We start from the raw sequence: 19,986 nt of genomic DNA on the forward strand, positions 1-19,986 counted from the left end.
AGTGACCTCGCCGACCCCGTCCCTCCCGGAGCGGCTGCACCGCTCCCGCGCCGACGTCTCCGTCCTCGCGGGCACCACCTCCGAGCGCCAGGTGCGCCCCCTCCGCGAGGCGATCGAGGCGGCCGCCGAGCGCGACGACGCCGCCGCGGCCGCGCTGCTCGACGCCGTCGAGGCGCAGACGGTGCTGCTGGAGCGCGCCGAGACCCAGCTGAGCGCTCTGGAGCGCTCGGTGCGCGACGACCTCGACCGCGCAGCCACCCTGACCGGTGTGCGGACCACCGCGCAGCTCGCCTCCGCCGCCGACGTCGCGACCGCCTGCGCCGCCGCGACCGCCCTGCTGCTCAGCGCCGACGACGCGCGCGCCTCGGACGTCCGGCACGACCCCTCCGCCGTGCTCGCCCTGCTGCTCGAGGCCGACGCCGCCCTCGACGCGGTGGTCGCGGGCTACCGCGAGCCGCGGGCGCAGGCCGAGCGGCAGCTGCTCCTCGTCGAGGGGGCCCGCACCGTCGCCCTGCTCGGGGCGGACGCGGTCGCCCTGCTGGCGGCCGTGCACGGCGAGCGGATCACCGCCGCGCCGCGCATCCTCGCCGAGGAGACCCGCTCCCAGCTGGACGCCGCCCTGCACCTCGCGGCGGCCGACCCGTCCGCCGCACTCGAGCAGGCGAGGGCCGCCGACGACCGGGCCCGCTCCGCGCTGGACGAGGCGCTGCTCGACCTCGACGGCCCCGAGGCGCCGTCCGCGGATCCGCTCGCGGGCGCGCCCGGCGAGCTCCCGGCCGCCTGATCCGGCGAGGCCTCGACCCCCGCGAGCCGCGTGCCATAGTGAGAGCCATGGCCTCCTTCCTCGTCGTCCCCCAGTGGCAGGGGTCCGCCTCGACGCGGGCCATGCGCCTCGTCGACGGAGCCGAGGCGATCCGCGGCGATCTGCCCTCCTCCGCCACGGTCGTCGTCGACGTCCCGCCGGAGGCGGGCGACGCGCAGGACACCGGAGTCCGTCGCTACGCGTCCGTCGCCGTGACCGCCGAGCGGGTCCACGAGGCGCTGGTCGGCCGCCCCGGGCCGATCGTGACGATCGGCGGCGACTGCGGCGTGGAGTTCGCGGCGATCGGGCACGCGGTCCGCTCCTCCCCCGAGCCGGTCGCGCTGGTCTGGTTCGACGCGCACCCGGACGCGAACACCCCGGAGACCTCGCCGAGCGGCGCGTTCTGCGGCATGGTGCTGTCGGCCGTCCTCGGCCGCGGCGTCGGACTGCTCAGCGCCTCGGCCGCGGACCGCATCGCGGACGAGCACGTCGTGCTCGCCGGCGTCCGCGCCTCGGACCCGGGCGAGCTCGAGGGACTGCTCGAGCGCGGCGCCACCCACCTCGGCGTCGACGCGCTCGATCCGGAGGCGCTCGTCGCCGCCGTCGAGGCGACCGGTGCCGGCTCGGTCTACGTGCACATCGACCTCGACGTCCTCGACCCGGCCGAGGTCGCCGGACTCTTCGACCCCGTGCCGTTCGGCGTCCCCGCCTCGCGGCTGGTCGAGTGCCTCGCCGCGCTGCGGGCCCGGTTCCCGCTCGCGGGCGCAGGCCTCACCTCCTTCGCGCCGTCCTCGCCGACCGCCGCGGTCGACGACCTGCCGACGATCCTCCGCCTGGTCGGCGCGACGACCCGCGGCGTCTGAGCACTCCGCGGCGTCCGAGCACCGGCCCGCGCGCCGCCGGCCTGAGCGGCGACTCCGAATCGGCGCCCCGCCGCGACCCGGTGTCGGCGGCAGCGGGCAAGATGGACGGACGCGACCCGAGCGGAGGACCGATGAGCGACGACCGGCGACGTGTGCGCACCGAACGGCGCGGGCACGTGCTCGAGATCGTCCTCGACCGGCCCGAGAAGCGGAACGCGGCCGACTTCCGGCTGCTGAGCGAGCTGGCCGCCGCCTACGGCGAGCTGGACCGCGATCCGGAGCTGCGCGCGGGCGTCGTCCTCGCTGAAGGCGCCCACTTCACGGCCGGCCTCGACCTGGCCGACATCGGCCCGCGGCTCGGCGGCGACGGCCTGGACTTCGTGCCCGAGGGCGGCCTGGACCCGTGGGCGATCCGCACCCGCCCGGTGACCAAGCCCGTCGTGATCGGCCTGCAGGGCACCTGCCTCACCCTCGGCATCGAGCTGGCGCTCGCGAGCGACGTCGTCCTCGCCGAGGAGTCGGCCCGCTTCGGCCAGATCGAGGTCGCGCGCGGCATCCTCCCCTTCGGCGGCGCCACGCTGCGCTTCCCGCGCGCGGCCGGCTGGGGCGACGCGATGCGCTGGATCCTCACCGGAGACGAGTTCGACGCCCGCGAGGCGCACCGGATCGGCCTGGTCCAGGAGGTGGTGCCCGACGGCACCGTCGCCGAGGCGGCCCGAGCGCTCGCCGAGCGGATCGCCGCGCAGGCCCCGCTCGCCGTCCAGGCGGCGCTCGCGAGCGCCCGCCTCGCCGTCGCCTCCTCCGACGCCGAGGCCGCCGCTGCGCTGCCCGCCGAGCTGGCACGCCTCGCCGCGTCGGACGACGCGCGGATCGGCATGGAGGCCTTCCTATCCCGCACGCGAGCGGAGTTCACCGGCCGATGAGCGAGCAGGCACCCGTGACCACGTCCGTCCCGACCACCACCGGCACCGCCGATCCCGCGGCCCGGCAGCTGTCCGTCCTCGATGCCCAGCGCGAGCGCGCGGCCCAGCAGCTCGAGGTCCGCCTGCGCTACGGCGACCAGGTCTGGGAGCTGCGCGAGGTCGACCACTTCGCCGTTTTCTCCCGCCGCTCGAGGGCGCGCCGGGCCGGCCGGGCGCTCGTCGCCTCCGGCTTCGAGATCGCGATCTCGCGCCTGCGGCTGCGCCTCGTGCTGGTCGCGAGCCACCACGCCGCGGTGGACGAGGAGGCGACGACCGCCTTCCTCCGCCAGGTGATCGAGGTCGTCGAGCGCGAGGGCGGCCGCTACGACGGCTGGCGCGCCGAGATCGTGCCCGCGCACTGAGAACGACCTCCGGGCCGCACGGCGCCGGAGTCCAGGACAGAACGGGCGATCCGCCCCCGAGAACGATCCGGAGACACCATGACCACGCCGAGCACCGACGCCGCCAGCGAGACCGCAGCGACCGACACCTTCGATCTGATCGTCATCGGCGCGGGGCCGGTCGGCGAGAACATCGCCGACCGCGCCGTGCAGGGCGGCCTCACCGCCGCGATCGTCGAGAGCGAGCTGGTGGGCGGTGAGTGCTCCTACTGGGCCTGCATGCCGTCCAAGGCGCTGCTGCGCGCCCCGATGGCGCTCCGGGCCGCCCGCGACCTGCCGGGAGCGGCGCAGGCCGTCACCGGCGGCGTCGACATCGCCGCGCTCCTGGCGCACCGCGACTCCGTCACCAGCGGCTTCAACGACCACGGCCAGGTCCAGTGGCTCGAGGGCGCCGGCATCGAGCTCGTCCGCGGCCACGGCCGGCTCAGCGGTGTGCGCGAGGTCAGCGTCACCGCCCCCGACGGCTCCGTCCGCGTCCTGCACGCCCGGAGCGCCGTCGCCGTGGCGACCGGCACCAGCGCCGTCGTCCCCGACATCCCGGGGCTGCGCGCCGCCTCGCCGTGGACCAGCCGCGAGGCGACCAGCGCCGAGATCGTCCCCGACCGCCTCGTCGTCATCGGCGGCGGCGTCGTGGCCTGCGAGATGGCGACGGCCTACGCCGGCATGGGCGCCACCGTGACCCTGCTCGCCCGGAGCGGGCTGCTCGCCCCGTTCGAGCCGTTCGCCGGCGAGCTGGTCGGCGACGCCCTCCGCGAGCTGGGCGTCGACGTGCGGATCGGCGGCTCCCCCGCGTCCGTCGAGCGCCGCGCCGACGGCACCGTCGCCGTGACCCTCGAGGGCGGCGACGTCGTCGAGGCCGACGAGATCCTCGCCGCCACCGGCCGCGCCCCGCAGACCCGCGACATCGGCCTCGAGGTCGTCGGGCTCGAGCCGGGCGACTCTCTGAAGGTCGACGACACGATGCTCGTGCTCGGCGAGGACGGCTCCCCGGTCGGCTCCGGCTCGCCCTGGCTCTACGGAGTCGGCGACGTCAACCACCGCGCGCTGCTCACCCACCAGGGCAAGTACCAGGCCCGCGCCGCCGGCGACGTGATCGTCGCCCGCAGCACCGGCGGCGAGGTGAAGGACGCACCCTGGGGCGCGCACGTCGCCACGGCCGACCACGAGGCCGTGCCGCAGGTCGTCTTCACCGACCCGGAGGTCGCCTCCGTCGGCCTCACCGCCGCCGCGGCCGAGAAGGCGGGCTACCGCACCAGGGTCGTCGACTACGAGATCGGCTCCGTCGCCGGCGCCTCGCTCGCCGCCGTCGGCTACAAGGGCACAGCCCGGATGGTCGTCGACGAGGACCGCAAGGTCCTGCTCGGCGTCACCTTCGTCGGCAAGGAGGTCGGCGAGCTCGTGCACTCCGCGACGATCGCCGTCGTCGGCGAGGTCCCGCTGTCCCGCCTCTGGCACGCGGTCCCCTCCTACCCGACGATCAGCGAGGTCTGGCTGCGCCTGCTCGAGACCTACGGGCGCGACAGCGCGTGAGCGCCCTGCGGCGCGCGGTCGCGGTCGTCGCCCTCGACCCGGCGATCACCCGGCCCGGCTACCTCTTCGCCTGCGCGGTCGGGCTGGCCTGGGGCGCGCTCTGGAGCACGGGCCCGATCGAGCGCCGCAACGGGCTCGTCGTCTTCACCGGGCTGCCCTCGTGGGCCTTCGGCCGCGGCGGCTCCTGCGTCGGCACGAGCTATCTGACGGACAGCAACGTCTCCGACCGCGTGCTCGAGCACGAGGCCGTGCACAAGGTGCAGTGGCGCACCTTCGGCATGTGGTTCCCGCTGATGTACTTCGTCGCCGGCCGCGACCCGCTGCGGAACCGCTTCGAGATCGAGGCCGGCCTCGAGAAGGGCGGCTACGTCCGTGGTCGCTGATCAGACGGGGCGCGTCGTCGTCCTCACCGGGGCGAGCTCCGGCATCGGACGGGTCGCCGCCGGCGCGCTGGCCTCGGCCGGAGCCCGCGTCGCCGTCGTCGGGAGGAACCCGGAGCGGACCCGCACGGTCGCGGCGGAGATCGGCGGCGATCCGTTCCTCGCCGACTTCGACCGTCTCGACGACGTCCGCGACCTGGCCGACGCGCTCCTCGCCCGCTACGACGGCATCGACGTGCTCGCGAACAACGCGGGCGGGCTCGTCTCGCACCGCGGCGAGACGGTCGACGGGCACGAGCGGACGATCCAGAGCAACCACCTGGCGCCGTTCCTGCTGACGCGGCTCCTGCTCCCCCGCCTGATCGAGACCGGGCGCGAGCGCCCCGGTGCCCGCGTGGTCTCCACCGCGAGCGCCGCCAATCGGATCGGCCGGCTCTCGCTCGACGACCTCGACCGCCGGCGGGGCCCGTGGCTGGGCGGCTGGCGCGCCTACGGCACCTCGAAGCTCGCCACGATCCTCTTCGTCCGCGAGCTGGCCGAGCGCCTGCTGCCGACCGCCGTCGACGCCTACTCGTTCCACCCGGGCGTCGTCGCGACCGGCTTCGGCACCGATTCGCGGCTGATGTCGCTGCTGTCGCTGAGCGGGTCGCCGGGCATCTCCGCCGAGGCGGGCGCCGTCCCGCTGATCACGCTGGCGTCCGAGCCCGACGTCGGCGCGGCGAGCGGCAGCTACTTCGACGGGCTCCGGCCCGGCGGCGCGGTGGCCGCACAGGCCCGCAACCGGCAGCTCGGCCGCGACCTCTGGACGCTCTCGAGCCGCCTGGTCGGCGTCCCCGCCGCGCTCTGAGGGCGGAGGGGACGCGGCGCGAGGCTAGTTGGCCTCGGAGCGTCCCGTCCGCCAGTAGCCCATGAAGGCGACGCGCGTCCGGTCGACGCCGAGCTCGGTGACGAGGCAGCGCCGGATCAGCTTGATCGCGCCGGCCTCGCCCGCGATCCAGGCGTAGAGGCCGGGGTCGGTGCGCTCCGCGGGCACCTCCCAGAGGATCTCGCTGTCGACGTCGACGTCGGACACCTCGACCCCGCGGTGATGCGCCGTGAGGAAGCGGGTCGCCCAGCCGCGGACGGAGTCGCCGAGGTGCGCACCCGGGGTCGTCCCGGTGCGCACCAGCCAGTGCACCTGGACGCCGACGGGGTGCTGCAGCGACAGGACGTCCGCCGCGCTCGGCACCTCGAGGAAGGCCGCTCCGGTCGCCGAGGCCGGGAGGCTCTCGAGGATCGCGCTGATCGCGGGGACCGCGGTCTCGTCGCCCGCCATCAGGAGCGTCGTCGCCGCACCCGGGTGCCACTCGACGCCGCCGCCGGCCAGCTCCGAGCGCGTGTCGGGCGCGATGATGACGACCTGCGCGCCGACGCGGGCCGACTCGACCCAGGCGGAGGCGGGGCCGGTGTCGCCGTGCGCGACGAAGTCGACGTCGACCTCGGCCAGCTCGGGGCGGGTCGCGCGGATCGTGTAGGTGCGCAGCGGGTTCCTCAGCGCGTCCGGCAGCTCGCGCCAGCGGGTGTACCAGTCGGGGGCGAGGCCGTCCGGCCCGTCTTCGTCCGCGACCGAAGCCATGAAGTCGTGCGCGCTCGAGGTCGGCGTCGGCACGACCAGCTTGATCCGCTGGTCCGGGCCGGTGCAGCCGACCGAGCCGAGGTCGTCACCGGTCAGCGTGATCCGGATGAAGTGCGGCGCGATCCGGGTCGCGCGGGCGACGGTCGCGAGATACGGCCGGTAGGCCGGGCGGGCGGGGGCTTCGGTCAGCGGAGGCACCTGTCCAGTCTCGCAGAGAAGGTAAGCCTTACCTAATCCTGAGTGGCTCTCAGCGAGCGGCGTGCTCCGCGGAGACCCGCAGGCGGGCGTCGACATCGGCGGCGAGCTCCGCGACGACGGCGCCCTCTCCGCCGATCCAGGCGCAGAAGTCGTGCCGGTCGTCCGCCCACGGGTAGTCGCCGTCGACGACGGACATCTCGCCCATCCAGGCGCGCACCGCGCGGTCGAGCGCGACGCCGCGCGCGCAGGCGAGGCCGGTGCCGGGAGCGCCGGAGCGCTGCGAGCGGCCGAGCCAGGTGACGCAGACGCGGCCGGGCGCCGAGAGCGGCGGCAGGCCGCGGGCGTCGTCGACCTCGACGAAGACCTGGCCCCGGGCGTTCGCGGGGAGCGCGTCGAGCATGCTCTGGATCCAGGGCACGACGGTCTCGTCACCCGCGATCAGGAACTGCTTGACGTCGACCGGCTCCGAGCCGTCTCGTCCCTCGAACATGCACATCGGAAGTAAGTATAGGCATGCCTAACCTGACCGGCCAAGGGTGCGGAGCTGCCCGTTCGCCGGGTGTCGGCGGCGCCCGGCTCCCCCTGCCTCACCACTGCGGCGGGTGCCGCCGCTGCCAGTGCGCCCGGCGCTCCAGCTGCGCACCGATCGACAGCAGCACCGCCTCACCGCCGGGGCGCCCGATCAGCTGGATCCCCATCGGCAGGCCGTCCGCCGTGACGCTCAGCGGCAGCGCGATCGCGGGCAGGCCGCTCACGTTCACGAACGAGGTGTACGGCGTGTAGCGCACCTGGTGCTCGAAGTTGAGCTCCGGATCCTCGGCGTCGTACCAGCCGACCGGCCGCGGCGTCATCGTCATCGACGGGGTCAGGATCGCGTCGAACGGCGAGAAGGCGGCGATCACCGCGCGCTCGTAGGCCGACAGCACGCCCGCCGCCTCCACGATCTCGCGCGCCGAGCGCTTCCGCCCCTCGCGGATCAGCCACTGCGTCAGCGGCTCGAGAAGGTCGAGCTCGTCGCCCTCGATCGGGAGCGTCGACGCCCCGCTCTGCCAGAGCAGCCGGAACGCATCGGGGTAGGCGGCGGACGGCGGCAGCACCGCGTCGTCCAGACCGTGGCCGAGCGCCGAGAGCGCGGCGATGCCTTCGTCCAGCGCGGCGCGCGCCTCCGGAGCGAGACCGATGTCGTACTCCTCGTCCCACGGCGAGGCCGTCAGCACGCCGATCTGGAACCGGCCCTCGCCGCGCACGGCGGCACCGAGGAAGGAGCCGTCGCCGTCGCCCGGCGCGGTCAGCGCCGTGCGCTGCGGGACGACGCCGTTGCGACGCTCGAGCATCCCCTCCAGCAGCATCCCGGCGTCCGCCACCGAGCGCGTCAGCGGACCTGCGACGACGAGGCCGCCCACTCCCCCCACTCCGGACAGCGCCGGCACCCGGCCGCGGGAGGGCTTGAGACCGACCAGACCGCAGGCGGCGGCGGGGATGCGGATCGAGCCGCCGCCGTCGGAGCCGGGTGCGAACGGGAGCAGTCCCGCCGCGACCGCGCTCGCCGCGCCGCCGCTGGACCCGCCCGCGCCGCGCGAGGTGTCCCAGGGCGTGACCGTCGGCAATCCGACGAGGTTCTCGGTGTAGGAGGGCATGCCGAACTCGGGCGCAGCCGTCTTGCCGAGGCTGATCGCCCCCGCCGCGTCGAGCACCTGGACGATCTCGTCGGAGGCGTCGGGGACGAACGACTCGCGCAGCCGCGAGCCGAAGGTGGTCCGGACGCCGGCCCGGCGCCAGAGGTCCTTGTCGCCGCTCGGCAGCCCCCAGAGCAGCGCGGTGCGCGGCACGGAGTCGATCGCGGCCGCCCGGGCCCGCGCCGCGTCCGCGGTCACGGTGGTGAAGGCGCCGAGCTCCCCGTTCCAGCGCTCGATCCGGGCGAGGTAGTGCTCGGTCAGCTCGAGCGGTGTGATCTCGCCGCGCTGCAGCCAGTCCCACTGCTCCTGGGCGCTGAGGTGATGGAGTTCGAACATGGAACGACCCTATTCCGCCGCCTCGGTGCCGCTCTGGGAGCGCCGAGGTCGGGCGGAACAGGGTCGTGGGGTCGTGCGGGCCTACGCGGCGCGGCGGCCGATCTCGCGGACGCCGTCGTCGGTGCCGAACCGGCTGCCCGGGGTGATGACCGTGTCGCGGTCGACCCGCGCGCCGGTCGCGACGACGGCCGAGCCGCCGATTCGCGAGTAGCTGCCGATGCGGGCACCGGGGCCGATGATGGCCTCCGGGCCGACGTGGACGTTCGCGCCGATGAAGGCGCTGTGCCCGATCATCGCGTCGCGGTCGACCCAGCTGCCGGCGCCGATCCACGCGCGCTCCCCGACGGTGGCGCCGGGTTCGACGTAGGCGCCGGTCTCGACGTACGCCGACGCGGAGACGCGCGATCCCGGAGCGACCATGCCGCGTCCGTTCGCGTGACGGCGGTAGACGATCTCCTCGTCGGCGCCGCGCACTCCCCGTCCCTTGCTCATTCCTGTTCCTGCCATCTGCCTCGAGCTCCTCCGAGCGATCCGATGGGCGAGGCACTCGGGCCCCACCCCGCTGTTCAAGACAACAGCGCGCGAGGCCCGCACATTCCCCGTGCGGGGGGCACTCAGGCTCGGGGCTCGACCGCGTCCGCCACGGCCGTGACGACGCGTCGGAACCGCTCCGGCGCGTCCCGGATCCGGCGTCGGGCCAGCACCCCCGCGAGCGCGGACGAGGCGCCGGACGCGACGAACTCGCACTCGACCCGCGAGCCCTCCTCGTCCGCCAGCACCCGCCACTGCTCGACGCCGACGACCGGCAGCCGCCGCTCGAGCTCGTCCGCCGAGCGCTCGAACGCCGGCCCGTCGTCGGCCGCGAGCACGTCGGCGAGCGCGGCGAGCACCACGGCGGGCTCCGCGTGCAGGATCGAGGCGAGGGCGAGAAGGCTGCGCATCGCGGCAGTCTCCCACGCCGGACCGGACCCCCTGCTGCTCAAGCAGCCCCGCCTCCTGCTTGTCGAGCAGCCCCGCAGGCCCGCCTCATGCTGGTCGAGCAGCCCCGAAGGGGCGTATCGAGACCCACCATCCCCCGCAGGGCGGGTCTGCAGACTCGCGTTCCGACGGTGGTGGATCTCGATACGCCCGCTGCGCGGGCTACTCGATCAGCGTGCAGACCATGCTGGTCGAGTAGCCCCGCAGGGGCGTATCGAGACCCACCATCCCCCGCAGGGCGGGTCTGCAGACTCGCGTTCCGACGGTGGTGGATCTCGATACGCCCGCGCCGCGGGCTACTCGATCAGCATGCGGCCGCCCCCGCCGCTCGGTGAGCAGTCGCCGTCAGGAGCGCTCGTCCAGCACGCGCCGCAGCCAGTCGAACGAGGCCTTCGGCACGCGGTCGCGGCTGCGGGAGTCCAGCGCCACGAGCCCGTGCGGCCGGGTGTAGCCGTGCTGCCACTCGAAGGCGTCCACCAGCGTCCACAGCTGGACGGCCTCCAGCGGCAGGCCCTCGTGCACGGCCTCGGCGAGCGCCCCGAGGTGCGCCCCCAGCCAGCGGATCCGCTCCGTGTCGACGATCGCGCCCTGCCGGTCCGGCAGATCCGGGTAGCTCGCGCCGAGCTCCGTCAGCACCAGCGGCGGCAGCGCGTCGCTGTAGCGCTCGACGAGACTCCGCAGCACCGCCACCGGCGCCCACGGCGCGAACGGCGAGCCGTCACCGGTCCGGTCGAGCTCCGGCCACGGCCGGGCGTGGAACGGCAGAGCCGGCGGAGCACCCGGCCCGGTCGGCAGCGCCGGATCGCGGCCGGCGGCGATCCGCTGCGGGGCCAGCGGCGCGACCCCGTAGAAGTCGAGCGGGGCACTGATGCGGGCGAGGTCCACCGGGTCGACGCCCGCGAGCGGCGCGAGGAACGGCGGCAGCTCCTCCGGCCCCGACGGATAGACGCCGGTGAGCACGGCATCCGCCACCACCCGGTTCTGCAGGACGTCGGCGAGCGCCGCCCACGCGCCGTCCCGCTCCGATTCGCTCGCCGGCTCGACCACGGCCTGCGCGTCGACGAGCCCGATGCGCCCGGCGAGGTCGGCGGAGCGGAGCGCCTCGACCGCGACGGCGTGCCCGAGCAGCTGGTGGTGCAGAGCGGGCAGCGCACTGAACAGCCGCCCCGCTCCCGGGGCCTGGTTCTTCAGCGCGTAGCCCTCGAGGAAGACGGTCGACGGCTGATCCAGCGTGATCCAGTCCGCGACCCGGTCGCCGAGCCGAGAGCCGATCTCAAAGGCGACGTCGCCGAAGCGGAAGGCCGTGTCGCGATTCATCCAGCCCCCGCTGAGCGCGGAGGGGGTGTCGCGGTGCTGCAGGGTGAGCGCGATCCGCAGCCCGACCCCCGCCAGCTCGTCGAGCAGGCGGTCGTAGAAGCCGAGGCCGCCGCGGTCGATCGGTCCGCGCCCGTCCGGCTGCAGCCGGGTCCAGGAGATCGAGAGCCGCAGCTCGTCGACGCCGAGGTCGACCAGCAGGGCGAGGTCCTCGCGCCAGCGCAGGACGAAGTCGGTGGCGAACTCGGGCGTCGCCTCCTCCGCGATCGTGCCGCGCCGCAGGGCGAAGTCGTCCCAGACGGAGCGGCCGCGACCGCCGGCCTCGAGCGAGCCCTCCGTCTGGAAGGCGCTCTGTGCGAGCCCGATCCGCAGTCCCGGAGGCAGCAGCCGCCCGAGCTCCCGCGGGTCGTCGAAGCGCGCGGTCTCGGCGCGCACCTGCTGCCGATCGCGTCCGCGCGCTGCGTCCTCGCTCATCTTTCCTCCGACTCGTCGATGGGTATATTGTCGCGGAAGCGCTCTCCCGCTCCGACCAGCCACTCCCCCGCTCGGAGGAGGCCCGCTCCGCCCTTCGGTGTACATCCGGCAACGGGTGCGCGCCGCGCTTGACACCACCCGTGCGCCCCCGTGCAATGGACGCACCGTGATTCCGAGTGTCGCCGCGTCTGTTCCGGGGGGTTCCGCGACGAGGGGTCCGTCGGCCGTGCCGTCAGGTCGCCTTCGCCGCTCCCCCCGTTCGTCGCGCCGCCGTCCGGCCGCCCTCCTGCTCGTGCTGCTCGTCGCGCTGGGCGCCGCCGCCGGCCTGACCGCGCCGAGCGCGCAGGCCGCCGCGCCCCTCGCGATCACCTCCCCGGCCTCCGGCACCGTACTGCCGAGCGGCGCGGTCACCGCGACCGGCACCGGCACAGCCGGCGATCAGATCCAGATCGGCCTCACCGGCAGCAGCGAGCCGCTCTGCATCACCACCGTCGGCGCCGACGACACCTGGAGCTGCGCGCTCGACCTCGACGACGGCCGGATCCGCCTGACCGCCGTCGAGCTCCTCGCCGCCGGCGGCACCACCTCGGCCCGCACCGAGATCGCCGTGCTGAGCGCACCCGTCATCGAGTCGGTGGACGGCTCGGCGACGTCCGCCGGATCGGTGAGCGGCACCGCCTACCCGGGAGCAAGCGTCGCGGTCACCTCCGACGGCGGCGCCTCCTGCCTCGCCACCGCCGACGGCGCGGGCCGCTGGTTCTGCCAGCTCGCGCCCACCCCCTCCCCCGGCAGCTACCGCGTGACCGCGACCCAGTCCGCCTCCTTCGCCGGGAGCACCGTCTCGCCGGCCAGCGCGGCCGTCTCGCTCGTCGTGGACACCGCGGCTCCGGTCGCGCCTGCCCTCGCCTCCCCCGGCCCGGGCGCCGCACTGCCGCTCACCGGCGCCGTCTACTCCGGCACCGCGACCGAGGGCACGCGGGTCTACGTCTACGTCGACCTCGTCAACACCTGCGACGCGCTGATCACCGGCGGTGCCTGGAGCTGCACCGGCGGCACGGTGACGGCCGGAGCGCACCGCGTGTCGGCGATCGCGGGCGACGCGGCCGGCAACTACAGCTCGCGCAGCCCGTGGATCGACGCCACCTTCTCGGCGGCGACCACGACTCCCTCCGCCTCCCCCACCGCGACCGCTCCCGGCACGAGCGCGGCGACTCCGGGCGGGAGCACGCCGACCACCGCGCCCGGCTCGCCGACCGCGCGGCCGACGACGCCGGGAAGCACCGCGACCGCCGCGCCGACTCGACCCGGGCAGACGGCGCCCGCGCCCGAGCCCCTGCCGACCGACGGCGCCACGGCCGCCCCGGCACCCGGAGCCGCTCCCAGCGACCCGCCGCCGGCCGCACCCGCCCCGGACGGCGGCTCGGTCCCCGGCGGCTGGAGCGCCGCCACCGGGATGACCACCGCGCTCTCCTCCAGTGCACCCCTCGGCACCATGGCCGACTGGATGCGCTCCCTCGCCCTGGCGGTCGCCTCCCTCGCCCTGCTCGTCGTCCCCGCCCGCCTGGCCGTCGCCGGCCGGGTGCCGCGCGAGCCGCGCACCTGGCGCCTGACCGGCCGCAACCGCGCGAGCGTGGAGTACGACGACCGGCCCGAGCCCGCCCCGCTCTCGGCCCGGACGATGGTCGTCGGCATGATCGGCTGCGCCGCAGGTCTCGTGCTGCTCTCCGGCCGGGTCGACGGGCAGCCCGCCTACCTCCGCCTGCTGATCGCGGTCATCGTCGCGGTCGCCGTCGTGAACGCCGTCGCCGCGGGTATTCCCGCGCTGGTGGGGCACCGCCTCGGCCTGCCGGGCATCCGCATCGTCGCCTCGCCCCGCGCGCTGCTGCTGGTGGCCGGCGCCGCACTCCTGTCGCGCTTCGCGGGCCTCGACCCGGCCTTTCTCTTCGGAGTGGTGATCGGGCTCGTCCTGCCCGAGGGCGCCTCGACCGTCGCACGCGCCAAGCTCGCGACCGTGCGGGTCGTCTCCCTGCTCGGTCTCGCCGCCGTCGCCTGGGGAGCCTCCGCGGCCGTCCCCGCCGACGGCTCCTTCGCCGCGGTCCTCACCACCGAGATCCTCAGCGCGACGACGCTGCTCTCGGTCGGCTCGAGCGTCGTGCTGCTCTTCCCGGTCGGCCGGCCCGCGGGGCAGAGCATCCTGCGCTGGTCGCCCGTGCTCTGGCTCGGGCTGACGCTGCTGGCGAGCACCGTCCTCTTCCTGCTCCTCACGCCGACGATCGCCGCCTGGGCGACCGACGGCGGCGGCGGTCCGGCGCTCTTCGCCGTGGTCGCCTTCACGGTCGTCTGCACGTCGATCTGGGCCTGGCGGCGCTTCGTCGACGTCGGCGAGTAGCGCCGGAGCGGTCTCCGCCCCGGCGACCAGGGTCCGGGCTCAGCCGATCGCGGCGAGCTCGCGCACGTCGTCGTCCGGCAGCACGTCGACCACGGCGCCGACGGTCATGTCGGTCAGCGTCGCGATGCCGTCGTAGACGCTGAGGAACGCCGTGTCCGCCGCGTCGCGGCCGGTGGCGATCCGCACCAGGCTGGACCGCGGCGCCAGAGTGGTCGCGTCGACCACCCGCCAGGAGCCCTCGATCCAGGCCTCGGCGACCGCGTGGAAGTCCATCGGCGCGAGCCCCGGTGCATAGACCGCGACGAGCCGGGCCGGCACGTCGAGCGCGCGCAGCAGCGCCACCACGAGGTGGGCGAAGTCGCGGCAGACCCCGCGGCGGGCGAGCAGCGTCCGCTCCGCGCCGTCGGTGGGCAGGCTCGAGCCGGTCACGTAGGCGAGCCGGGTGCCGACCCAGGAGCTGACCGAGGCGAGCAGGGCGGCGCCCTCGAGGCCCGCGAACTCGGCGCGCGCGGTCGCCCAGAGGATGTCCGACTCGGCGTAGCGGCTGGGTCGCAGGTAGCGCAGCCGGTCGACCTCCTCGCCGGGCAGCGGCTCCAGCACGCCGTCGACGCTCGCGGTGTAGTCGACGACGAGGCGTCCGACGCCCGCCTCGAGGACGTGCAGGCGGGTGCCGTGCTGGTCGAGCACCTCGCGTGCGGCGACCTCGCGCCCGTCCAGCTCGAGGGACAGCCGCTCCGGAGCCCCGTAGGCCTCCGCGACCGCGATCGAGAAGACGAGCGTCGCGGGGCGCGCGACGTCGAGGGTCAGCCGGGCGGAGACGTCGCGCTTCACGCGCCCTGCTCGCCCTTCGGCGGCGGGGTGGGAGCGGCGTCCGGCTCCTGCACGAGCTGCAGCCCGCCGGAGGAGTTCGCGGAGACCGTCAGCAGGTCGATCCAGGTGCGGTTGATCGACGGAACCCGGCCGCCGAAGTACTTGAAGTAGAGCGGGACCGACGGGTCGAGCCAGATGCTGGAGCGGCCGTCGCCGACAGCGGGGTCGTCGCGCCAGGAGAAGAAGAAGCTCTCGCGGCGGCGCAGCTTGTTGGCGATGACGATCTGGACGTGCGTGAGCGTGCGGTCGTCGAACTCGATCTCGACACCCGAGGCTCCGTAGAGCAGCTTCCCCATGGAGGCCTCCCGACCACCCGTCGCCGGGTGATGCATGACAGTGCCCGAGGGCACGAGAAGAAGGAGACGCCACGAGGCGCCACCGGGCCGACCGCCCCCGGGACGGTGGCGCAGGCGCTCCGTCCGGGCGAGGACCGCCCGGCCACGACTCTATGCGAGGGCGGGCGCCGGCGTAGCGATTGACAGGAACGGACACGACCGGATGGCCCGGATCGGAACTCCTGCACTCCCGCGCGACTCACCGTCCGCGCATCGCGGCGATGTCGGAGGTCGGACGTACGGTACCCGCATGATCGAATGCGGAAGCTGCGGAACCGATGCCGTCGTCCTGGACCGCTCCGGCGGCGAGGACTCCGAGGGTGTGAGCTCCGAGGAGCTCGTCGTCCTCTGCGCCGAGTGCGCCCCCGGCGAGATCACCGCCGCCCTCGAGGCGGCCCTGCTCGACGAAGCGAGCCTCGAAGGGGCGCTGCCGGCTGCGGCGCTCGAGAAGGCCGCGCACGCGCGCGCGGCGTAACAGCCGCGGAGAGAGTGCCCCCACTGGGACTCGAACCCAGACTGAGACGATTTTAAGTCGTCTGCCTCTGCCGATTGGGCTATGGGGGCGACCACCGGGCGGCGCGCTCTCGCGCACCACCCGACGGTGCTGTCAGGCCTTGGCGGGCTCGCCGCCCACGGTCACCGGCGCGCCGGCCGGGCCGGGGGTGCCGGCCGGAGCCGACTCGGCGGCCGGAGCGGCCGGACGGGGGCGCGACGCGTAGGTCTCGAAGGAGCCACGCGGGTACTCGCGGGCCTCGATCGAGGCGATGTCGCGGCCGAGCCAGAGGTTGTTCCACCAGCCCCAGACCACGCGGAACTTGCGCTCCCACGAGGGCATGGCGAGACCGTGGTAGCCGCGGTGCATGACCCAGGCCGGGAAGCCCTTGATCGCGATCTTGCCGGACTGGAAGACGCCGATGCCGATGCCGAGACCGGCGACCGCTCCCGCGTTCTTGTGGAAGTAGTCCTTGGGCGCCTCGCCGCGGAGGACCGCGATGATGTTGGTCGCCATGAGCTTGCCCTGGCGGACGGCGTGCTGGGCGTTCGGCACGCAGAAGCCGCCGACGCCGCCGCCGGTGAGGTCGGGGACGGCCGACACGTCGCCGGCGCCCCAGGCGCCCTCGACGATGACGTCGTCGTGGCCGACGCGAAGGTCGGCGCGCACGCGCAGACGGCCGCGCTCCTCGATCGGGAGGTCGGAGTTCTTGATCGACGGGTTCGCCATGACACCGGCGGTCCAGATGATCAGGTCGGACTCGAAGGTCTCGCCCGTCGACAGCTCGATGACGCCGCCCTCGGCGGACTTCAGCTGCGTGTCGAGGTGCACGGTCGCGCCGCGCTGGTCGAGGTTCTTCAGGACCCAGTGGCTCGTCTCGAGCGCGACCTCGGGCATGATCCGCCCCATCGCCTCGACGAGGTGGAACTTGGTCTCCTCGAAGTCGATCTCGGGGTAGCGCTTGAGCAGCGCGCTCGCGAAGGAGCGCAGCTCGGCGAAGACCTCGATGCCGGCGAAGCCGCCGCCGACGACCGTGACCGTCAGCAGGCGCGAGCGCTCGGGGCCGGCCGGCAGGGTCGCGGCCTTGTCGAAGTTGGTGAGGATGCGGTCGCGGATCGCGGTCGCCTCCTCGATCGTCTTGAGGCCGATCGCATTGTCGGCGACGCCCGGGATCGGGAAGGTACGCGAGACGGAGCCCGCGGTGACGACGATCTGGTCGTAGACGAACTCGTAGGGCTCGCCGACCGTGGGGGTGATCGTCGCGGTCCTGGACGCGTGGTCGATCTTGGTGACCTTCGCGGCGAGGATCGCGGTCTTCTTGAGGTGGCGGCGCAGCGAGACGATCGCGTGGCGCGGCTCGATGGAGCCGGCGGCGACCTCGGGGAGGAAGGGCAGGTACGCCATGTAGGGCAGCGGGTCGACGATCGTGACCTCGGCCTCGTTGGCGCGGAGGTACTTCTCCAGCTTCCACGCGGTGTAGAAGCCGGCGTAGCCGCCTCCGACGATCAGGATTTTGGGCACGGTGAACACTCCAGAGGGATGGACAATGCGAACACCCTGCTACTCGCGAAGTGCCCGCTCTCGATGCGGGTGGCAGCACTGACCCCGACTGTGAATCAGCCTAGCGAACCGCGCGTCGAATCGCGTCGACCCGCCGGTCCGCGGAGTCGGTCAGACCTCGAGCGGCCGGCACTCGCAGCGCTCGGGCGACCAGTCGGCGCGGGCGAGCGCCAGGTCGCCGATCGGGTTCACTCCGGGGCCCGCGGCGAGCGCGTGGCCGGCCAGGGCGTGCAGGCACTTGACGCGCGTCGGCATGCCGCCGGAGGAGATGCCGGCGATCTCGGGGACGACGGCGATGCTCTCGCGGTCGGCGAGGAAGGCGCGGTGGGCCGCCGCGTGCGCGTCGCGCAGCGCCTCGTCCTCGGCCAGGAGCGCGTTGTACTCGACCATGACCTGGGTCGCCTCGAGCTGCGAGATCGCGGCGGTCGCGGCGGGGTGGGTCAGGTAGTAGAAGGTGGGGAACGGCGTGCCGTCGCTCAGCCGGGGGCTGGTGGAGACCACCGTCGGGTTGCCGCAGATGCAGCGCGCGCTGATGCCGACCACGTCGCGGGCGGGGCGGCCCAGCTGGGCGGAGACGACGGCGATGTCGTGCTCGGTGGGCGGGTCGAACGGGGGCGTGGTCACGGAGGACTCCAGGGGGCGCGGGGACCGGAGGGAACTCTCCAGTGTAGGCGGGGGCCGGGCGGGGGGGCCGGGGTCAGGGAGTGGGCGTGAGTTCCGCCGTCGTCGGGTCGCCGAGGCCGGAGACCGCGATCGAGGAGAGCAGCGAGCCCGCCCAGTCGCTCGGGGTCTTCTGCACCGAGTTCGAGGCCGGCTGCGCGGCCTGCTGCGCGACGGCGATGTCGTCGAGGACGAGGTAGCTGACCTCGCCCGGCATCACGAAGTACAGGCGCTCGCGGGCCTGGGCGCGGATGAAGGCGGGGTCGGACCAGCGCACGCGCTGCTCGTCGAGGTTCTGCGACTGGGTCTTCGCCGCGTCGACGGAGCGCTGCAGCTCGGCGATCTCGGCGCGCTGCTCGACGAAGTTCTTCACGCTGGGCGCCAGGACGACGACGGCCAGGATCATGATGCCCATCACGAGCAGCGTGAAGCCGGAGCCGCGGACGCCGGCGACCCAGGCGGAGGACGGCGTGACGGGGGGCTGCTTCGCGCGAGGGGTGCGCGAGGACTTCGGGGCCGAGGAGCCGGGCTTCGCGCCGGGGCGCTTCGAGGCGGCGGACGACGAGCCGGCGGGCTTCGACGCCGGCTTCTTCGATGCGGACGTATTCGAGGCACTCGGCTTCGACGCGGCGGGCTTCGCGGCAGCGGTCTTCGACGACCCGGGCACCGAGGCGGTCGAGTCCGGAGTCTCGGCGGCGGCCGGGCGGCGGGGCGCGCTCCCGGGAGTGGAGGGCCGGCGGGGCGGTCGGGCCATGGGCGGGTGCCTCCTCGAGCGGTGGATCGGATGAGGGCGGAACGGGAGCGGCCCCGGTGCCCGCACCGAGGTGCTGGGCTCCGGGGCCGCTCCGGCGGGAAGAGACTACGCGGTGAAGCGCGGGAAGGCGGAGCGACCCGCGTACGTCGCGGCGCCTCCCAGGATCTCCTCGATGCGCAGCAGCTGGTTGTACTTCGCGACGCGGTCCGAGCGCGCCGGGGCGCCGGTCTTGATCTGGCCGCCGTCCACCGCGACCGCGAGGTCGGCGATGGTGGTGTCCTCGGTCTCGCCGGAGCGGTGCGAGAGGATCGCGGTCATGCCGCTGCGCTGGGCGAGGGCCACCGCGTCGAGCGTCTCGGTGAGCGTGCCGATCTGGTTCACCTTGACCAGGATCGAGTTGCCGGCCTTCTCGGCGATGCCGCGGGCCAGGCGCACCGGGTTGGTGACGTAGAGGTCGTCGCCGACGAGCTGCACCTTGTCGCCGATCTCGGCGGTGAGGTGGGTCCAGCCGGCCCAGTCGTCCTCGTCCAGCGGGTCCTCGATCGAGACCAGCGGGTAGTTGGCGACGAGGTCGGCGTAGTAGGCGGAGAGCTCCTCGGCCGAGAGCTTCTTGCCCTCGAAGGTGTACTTGCCGTCCTCGTAGAACTCGGAGGAGGCGACGTCGAGCGCGAGGCCGATGTCCTTGCCGGGGGTGAAGCCGGCGGCCTCGACGGCCTTGAGGATGAAGTCGAGCGCCTCGCGGTTGGTGGGCAGGTCGGGGGCGAAGCCGCCCTCGTCGCCGAGGCCCGTGGCGAAGCCGGCCTTCTTCAGCTGCGCCTTGAGCGCGTGGTAGATCTCGACGCCCCAGCGCAGGCCCTCGGAGAAGGACTCGGCGCCCAGCGGGACGGCCATGAACTCCTGGATGTCGACGCCGGTGTCGGCGTGCGCGCCGCCGTTGATGATGTTCATCAGCGGGACGGGCAGGGTGTGCGCGTTCGGGCCGCCGACGTAGCGGAAGAGGTCGAGGTCGGCCGACTGCGCGGCGGCCTTGGCGACCGCGAGGCTGACGCCGAGGATCGCGTTCGCGCCCAGGCGCGACTTGTTCTCGGTGCCGTCGAGCTCGATCAGCTCGGCGTCGACGAGGCGCTGGTCGGTGGCGTCGAAGCCCTCGATGGCCGGGCCGATCTCGTCGATGACGGCGTCGACGGCCTTCTGCACGCCCTTGCCGAGGTAGCGCTCGGCGTCGCCGTCGCGCAGCTCGTAGGCCTCGAAGGCGCCGGTGGAGGCACCGGAGGGGACGGCCGCTCGCGAGGACGCGCCGTCCTCGAGCAGGACCTCGACCTCGACCGTGGGGTTGCCACGGGAGTCCAGAATTTCTCGGGCGACGACTGCCTCGATAAGGGCCACAACTATCTCC

The 19,986-nt window shown here is 74.4% G+C and carries 22 protein-coding genes and 1 tRNA gene; 10 read left to right on the plus strand and 13 right to left on the minus strand.

Annotation, left to right across the window (positions count from 1 at the left end; genetic code table 11):
- Position 1: 1 nt before the first annotated feature.
- The 7 genes from C1I64_RS10725 (at position 2) to C1I64_RS10755 (ending at position 5,785) form a co-directional block, all read left to right on the plus strand.
- Positions 2 to 784, plus strand: coding sequence for a hypothetical protein (locus tag C1I64_RS10725; protein WP_127887191.1), 783 nt, complete (start codon positions 2 to 4; stop codon positions 782 to 784).
- A gap of 47 nt (positions 785 to 831) precedes the next feature.
- Positions 832 to 1,665: an arginase family protein gene (locus tag C1I64_RS10730; protein WP_127887192.1), complete on the plus strand. Its 834-nt coding sequence runs from the start codon at positions 832 to 834 to the stop codon at positions 1,663 to 1,665.
- Positions 1,666 to 1,796: 131 nt separating this feature from the next.
- Complete coding sequence (locus C1I64_RS10735; RefSeq protein ID WP_127887193.1) at positions 1,797 to 2,588, plus strand: crotonase/enoyl-CoA hydratase family protein; 792 nt, start codon at positions 1,797 to 1,799, stop codon at positions 2,586 to 2,588.
- Positions 2,589 to 2,602: 14 nt separating this feature from the next.
- Positions 2,603 to 2,989: a ribonuclease E inhibitor RraB gene (locus tag C1I64_RS10740; RefSeq protein WP_164874510.1), complete on the plus strand. Its 387-nt coding sequence runs from the start codon at positions 2,603 to 2,605 to the stop codon at positions 2,987 to 2,989.
- 78 nt (positions 2,990 to 3,067) lie between these two features.
- On the plus strand, positions 3,068 to 4,558 hold the full coding sequence (locus tag C1I64_RS10745) for a dihydrolipoyl dehydrogenase family protein (RefSeq protein WP_127887195.1): 1,491 nt from the start codon (positions 3,068 to 3,070) through the stop codon (positions 4,556 to 4,558).
- Positions 4,555 to 4,941, plus strand: a complete 387-nt coding sequence (locus tag C1I64_RS10750; RefSeq protein WP_123447600.1) for a Fe-S oxidoreductase — start codon at positions 4,555 to 4,557, stop codon at positions 4,939 to 4,941. Before C1I64_RS10745 ends, C1I64_RS10750 begins: the two co-directional genes overlap by 4 nt.
- Positions 4,931 to 5,785 (plus strand): SDR family NAD(P)-dependent oxidoreductase, encoded by an 855-nt coding sequence (locus C1I64_RS10755; RefSeq protein WP_127887196.1) that lies wholly within the window; start codon positions 4,931 to 4,933, stop codon positions 5,783 to 5,785. Before C1I64_RS10750 ends, C1I64_RS10755 begins: the two co-directional genes overlap by 11 nt.
- Positions 5,786 to 5,809: 24 nt before the next feature.
- On the opposite strand, the gene C1I64_RS10760 is transcribed toward C1I64_RS10755, so the two are convergent.
- From C1I64_RS10760 to C1I64_RS10785, 6 genes are all read right to left on the minus strand, one after another.
- Positions 5,810 to 6,751 (minus strand): siderophore-interacting protein, encoded by a 942-nt coding sequence (locus C1I64_RS10760; protein WP_244209449.1) that lies wholly within the window; start codon positions 6,749 to 6,751, stop codon positions 5,810 to 5,812.
- Between the two features lie 49 nt (positions 6,752 to 6,800).
- Complete coding sequence (locus C1I64_RS10765; protein ID WP_159422291.1) at positions 6,801 to 7,241, minus strand: SIP domain-containing protein; 441 nt, start codon at positions 7,239 to 7,241, stop codon at positions 6,801 to 6,803.
- A gap of 97 nt (positions 7,242 to 7,338) precedes the next feature.
- Positions 7,339 to 8,763 (minus strand): amidase, encoded by a 1,425-nt coding sequence (locus tag C1I64_RS10770; protein ID WP_127887198.1) that lies wholly within the window; start codon positions 8,761 to 8,763, stop codon positions 7,339 to 7,341.
- Between the two features lie 81 nt (positions 8,764 to 8,844).
- Entirely contained in the window at positions 8,845 to 9,255 is a 411-nt protein-coding gene (locus C1I64_RS10775) for a transferase (protein ID WP_133963110.1), read from the minus strand.
- Positions 9,256 to 9,377: 122 nt separating this feature from the next.
- A complete protein-coding gene (locus tag C1I64_RS10780) occupies positions 9,378 to 9,704 on the minus strand; it encodes a hypothetical protein (protein WP_127887199.1) in 327 nt (108 codons plus the stop codon).
- Between the two features lie 382 nt (positions 9,705 to 10,086).
- Positions 10,087 to 11,529 carry a glycoside hydrolase family 1 protein gene (locus C1I64_RS10785; RefSeq protein ID WP_164874511.1) on the minus strand — a complete coding sequence of 481 codons (1,443 nt, stop codon included), beginning with the start codon at positions 11,527 to 11,529 and terminating at the stop codon, positions 10,087 to 10,089.
- Positions 11,530 to 11,755: 226 nt separating this feature from the next.
- Between C1I64_RS10785 and C1I64_RS10790 the strand changes: the two genes are divergently transcribed.
- Positions 11,756 to 13,918 (plus strand): hypothetical protein, encoded by a 2,163-nt coding sequence (locus tag C1I64_RS10790; RefSeq protein WP_127887201.1) that lies wholly within the window; start codon positions 11,756 to 11,758, stop codon positions 13,916 to 13,918.
- 39 nt (positions 13,919 to 13,957) lie between these two features.
- On the opposite strand, the gene C1I64_RS10795 is transcribed toward C1I64_RS10790, so the two are convergent.
- Positions 13,958 to 14,749, minus strand: a complete 792-nt coding sequence (locus C1I64_RS10795) for a transglutaminase-like domain-containing protein (RefSeq protein WP_123447608.1) — start codon at positions 14,747 to 14,749, stop codon at positions 13,958 to 13,960.
- Positions 14,746 to 15,084 (minus strand): DUF7882 family protein, encoded by a 339-nt coding sequence (locus tag C1I64_RS10800; protein WP_068211888.1) that lies wholly within the window; start codon positions 15,082 to 15,084, stop codon positions 14,746 to 14,748. The genes C1I64_RS10795 and C1I64_RS10800 overlap by 4 nt, the downstream gene beginning before the upstream one ends.
- Before the next feature lie 289 nt (positions 15,085 to 15,373).
- On the opposite strand from C1I64_RS10800, the gene C1I64_RS10805 reads away from it, so the two are divergent.
- The gene (locus tag C1I64_RS10805) at positions 15,374 to 15,598 is read left to right on the plus strand and encodes a hypothetical protein (protein ID WP_127887202.1); all 225 of its coding nucleotides are present in this window, start codon (positions 15,374 to 15,376) and stop codon (positions 15,596 to 15,598) included.
- Positions 15,599 to 15,613: 15 nt separating this feature from the next.
- Here the strand turns inward: C1I64_RS10805 and C1I64_RS10810 are convergent.
- The 4 genes from C1I64_RS10810 to C1I64_RS20060 all read right to left on the minus strand — a co-directional run bounded on the left by C1I64_RS10810 (position 15,614) and on the right by C1I64_RS20060 (position 18,251).
- A tRNA-Leu gene (locus C1I64_RS10810) sits at positions 15,614 to 15,687 on the minus strand.
- 43 nt (positions 15,688 to 15,730) lie between these two features.
- A complete protein-coding gene (locus C1I64_RS10815; protein ID WP_127887203.1) occupies positions 15,731 to 17,137 on the minus strand; it encodes an NAD(P)/FAD-dependent oxidoreductase in 1,407 nt (468 codons plus the stop codon).
- Positions 17,138 to 17,287: 150 nt separating this feature from the next.
- Positions 17,288 to 17,800: a DUF501 domain-containing protein gene (locus C1I64_RS10820; RefSeq protein ID WP_123447610.1), complete on the minus strand. Its 513-nt coding sequence runs from the start codon at positions 17,798 to 17,800 to the stop codon at positions 17,288 to 17,290.
- Positions 17,801 to 17,873: 73 nt separating this feature from the next.
- Positions 17,874 to 18,251 (minus strand): FtsB family cell division protein, encoded by a 378-nt coding sequence (locus C1I64_RS20060; protein WP_123447611.1) that lies wholly within the window; start codon positions 18,249 to 18,251, stop codon positions 17,874 to 17,876.
- Between C1I64_RS20060 and C1I64_RS20065 the strand changes: the two genes are divergently transcribed.
- The gene (locus C1I64_RS20065) at positions 18,244 to 18,624 is read left to right on the plus strand and encodes a hypothetical protein (protein ID WP_164874512.1); all 381 of its coding nucleotides are present in this window, start codon (positions 18,244 to 18,246) and stop codon (positions 18,622 to 18,624) included. The two genes, C1I64_RS20060 and C1I64_RS20065, sit on opposite strands and share 8 nt — an antisense overlap.
- Before the next feature lie 71 nt (positions 18,625 to 18,695).
- Here C1I64_RS20065 and eno read toward each other — a convergent pair whose 3' ends face one another.
- On the minus strand, positions 18,696 to 19,976 hold the full coding sequence (eno, locus tag C1I64_RS10830; protein ID WP_123447613.1) for a phosphopyruvate hydratase: 1,281 nt from the start codon (positions 19,974 to 19,976) through the stop codon (positions 18,696 to 18,698).
- Positions 19,977 to 19,986: the final 10 nt, after the last annotated feature.

This window comes from Rathayibacter festucae DSM 15932 (assembly GCF_004011135.1).
Lineage (GTDB): Bacteria > Actinomycetota > Actinomycetes > Actinomycetales > Microbacteriaceae > Rathayibacter > Rathayibacter festucae.

Excerpts from the sequence above, each read along its gene's own strand:
- C1I64_RS10730 (WP_127887192.1), top strand. The coding sequence starts at position 832 with ATGGCCTCCTTCCTCGTCGTCCCCCAGTGGCAGGGGTCCGCCTCGACG.
- C1I64_RS10735 (WP_127887193.1), top strand. The coding sequence starts at position 1,797 with ATGAGCGACGACCGGCGACGTGTGCGCACCGAACGGCGCGGGCACGTG.
- C1I64_RS10745 (WP_127887195.1), top strand. The coding sequence starts at position 3,068 with ATGACCACGCCGAGCACCGACGCCGCCAGCGAGACCGCAGCGACCGAC.
- C1I64_RS10765 (WP_159422291.1), bottom strand. The coding sequence starts at position 7,241 with ATGTTCGAGGGACGAGACGGCTCGGAGCCGGTCGACGTCAAGCAGTTC.
- C1I64_RS10770 (WP_127887198.1), bottom strand. The coding sequence starts at position 8,763 with ATGTTCGAACTCCATCACCTCAGCGCCCAGGAGCAGTGGGACTGGCTG.
- C1I64_RS10775 (WP_133963110.1), bottom strand. The coding sequence starts at position 9,255 with ATGAGCAAGGGACGGGGAGTGCGCGGCGCCGACGAGGAGATCGTCTAC.
- C1I64_RS10780 (WP_127887199.1), bottom strand. The coding sequence starts at position 9,704 with ATGCGCAGCCTTCTCGCCCTCGCCTCGATCCTGCACGCGGAGCCCGCC.
- C1I64_RS10785 (WP_164874511.1), bottom strand. The coding sequence starts at position 11,529 with ATGAGCGAGGACGCAGCGCGCGGACGCGATCGGCAGCAGGTGCGCGCC.
- C1I64_RS10800 (WP_068211888.1), bottom strand. The coding sequence starts at position 15,084 with ATGGGGAAGCTGCTCTACGGAGCCTCGGGTGTCGAGATCGAGTTCGAC.
- C1I64_RS10805 (WP_127887202.1), top strand. The coding sequence starts at position 15,374 with ATGATCGAATGCGGAAGCTGCGGAACCGATGCCGTCGTCCTGGACCGC.
- C1I64_RS20065 (WP_164874512.1), top strand. The coding sequence starts at position 18,244 with ATGCCCATCACGAGCAGCGTGAAGCCGGAGCCGCGGACGCCGGCGACC.
- C1I64_RS20060 (WP_123447611.1), bottom strand. The coding sequence starts at position 18,251 with ATGGGCATCATGATCCTGGCCGTCGTCGTCCTGGCGCCCAGCGTGAAG.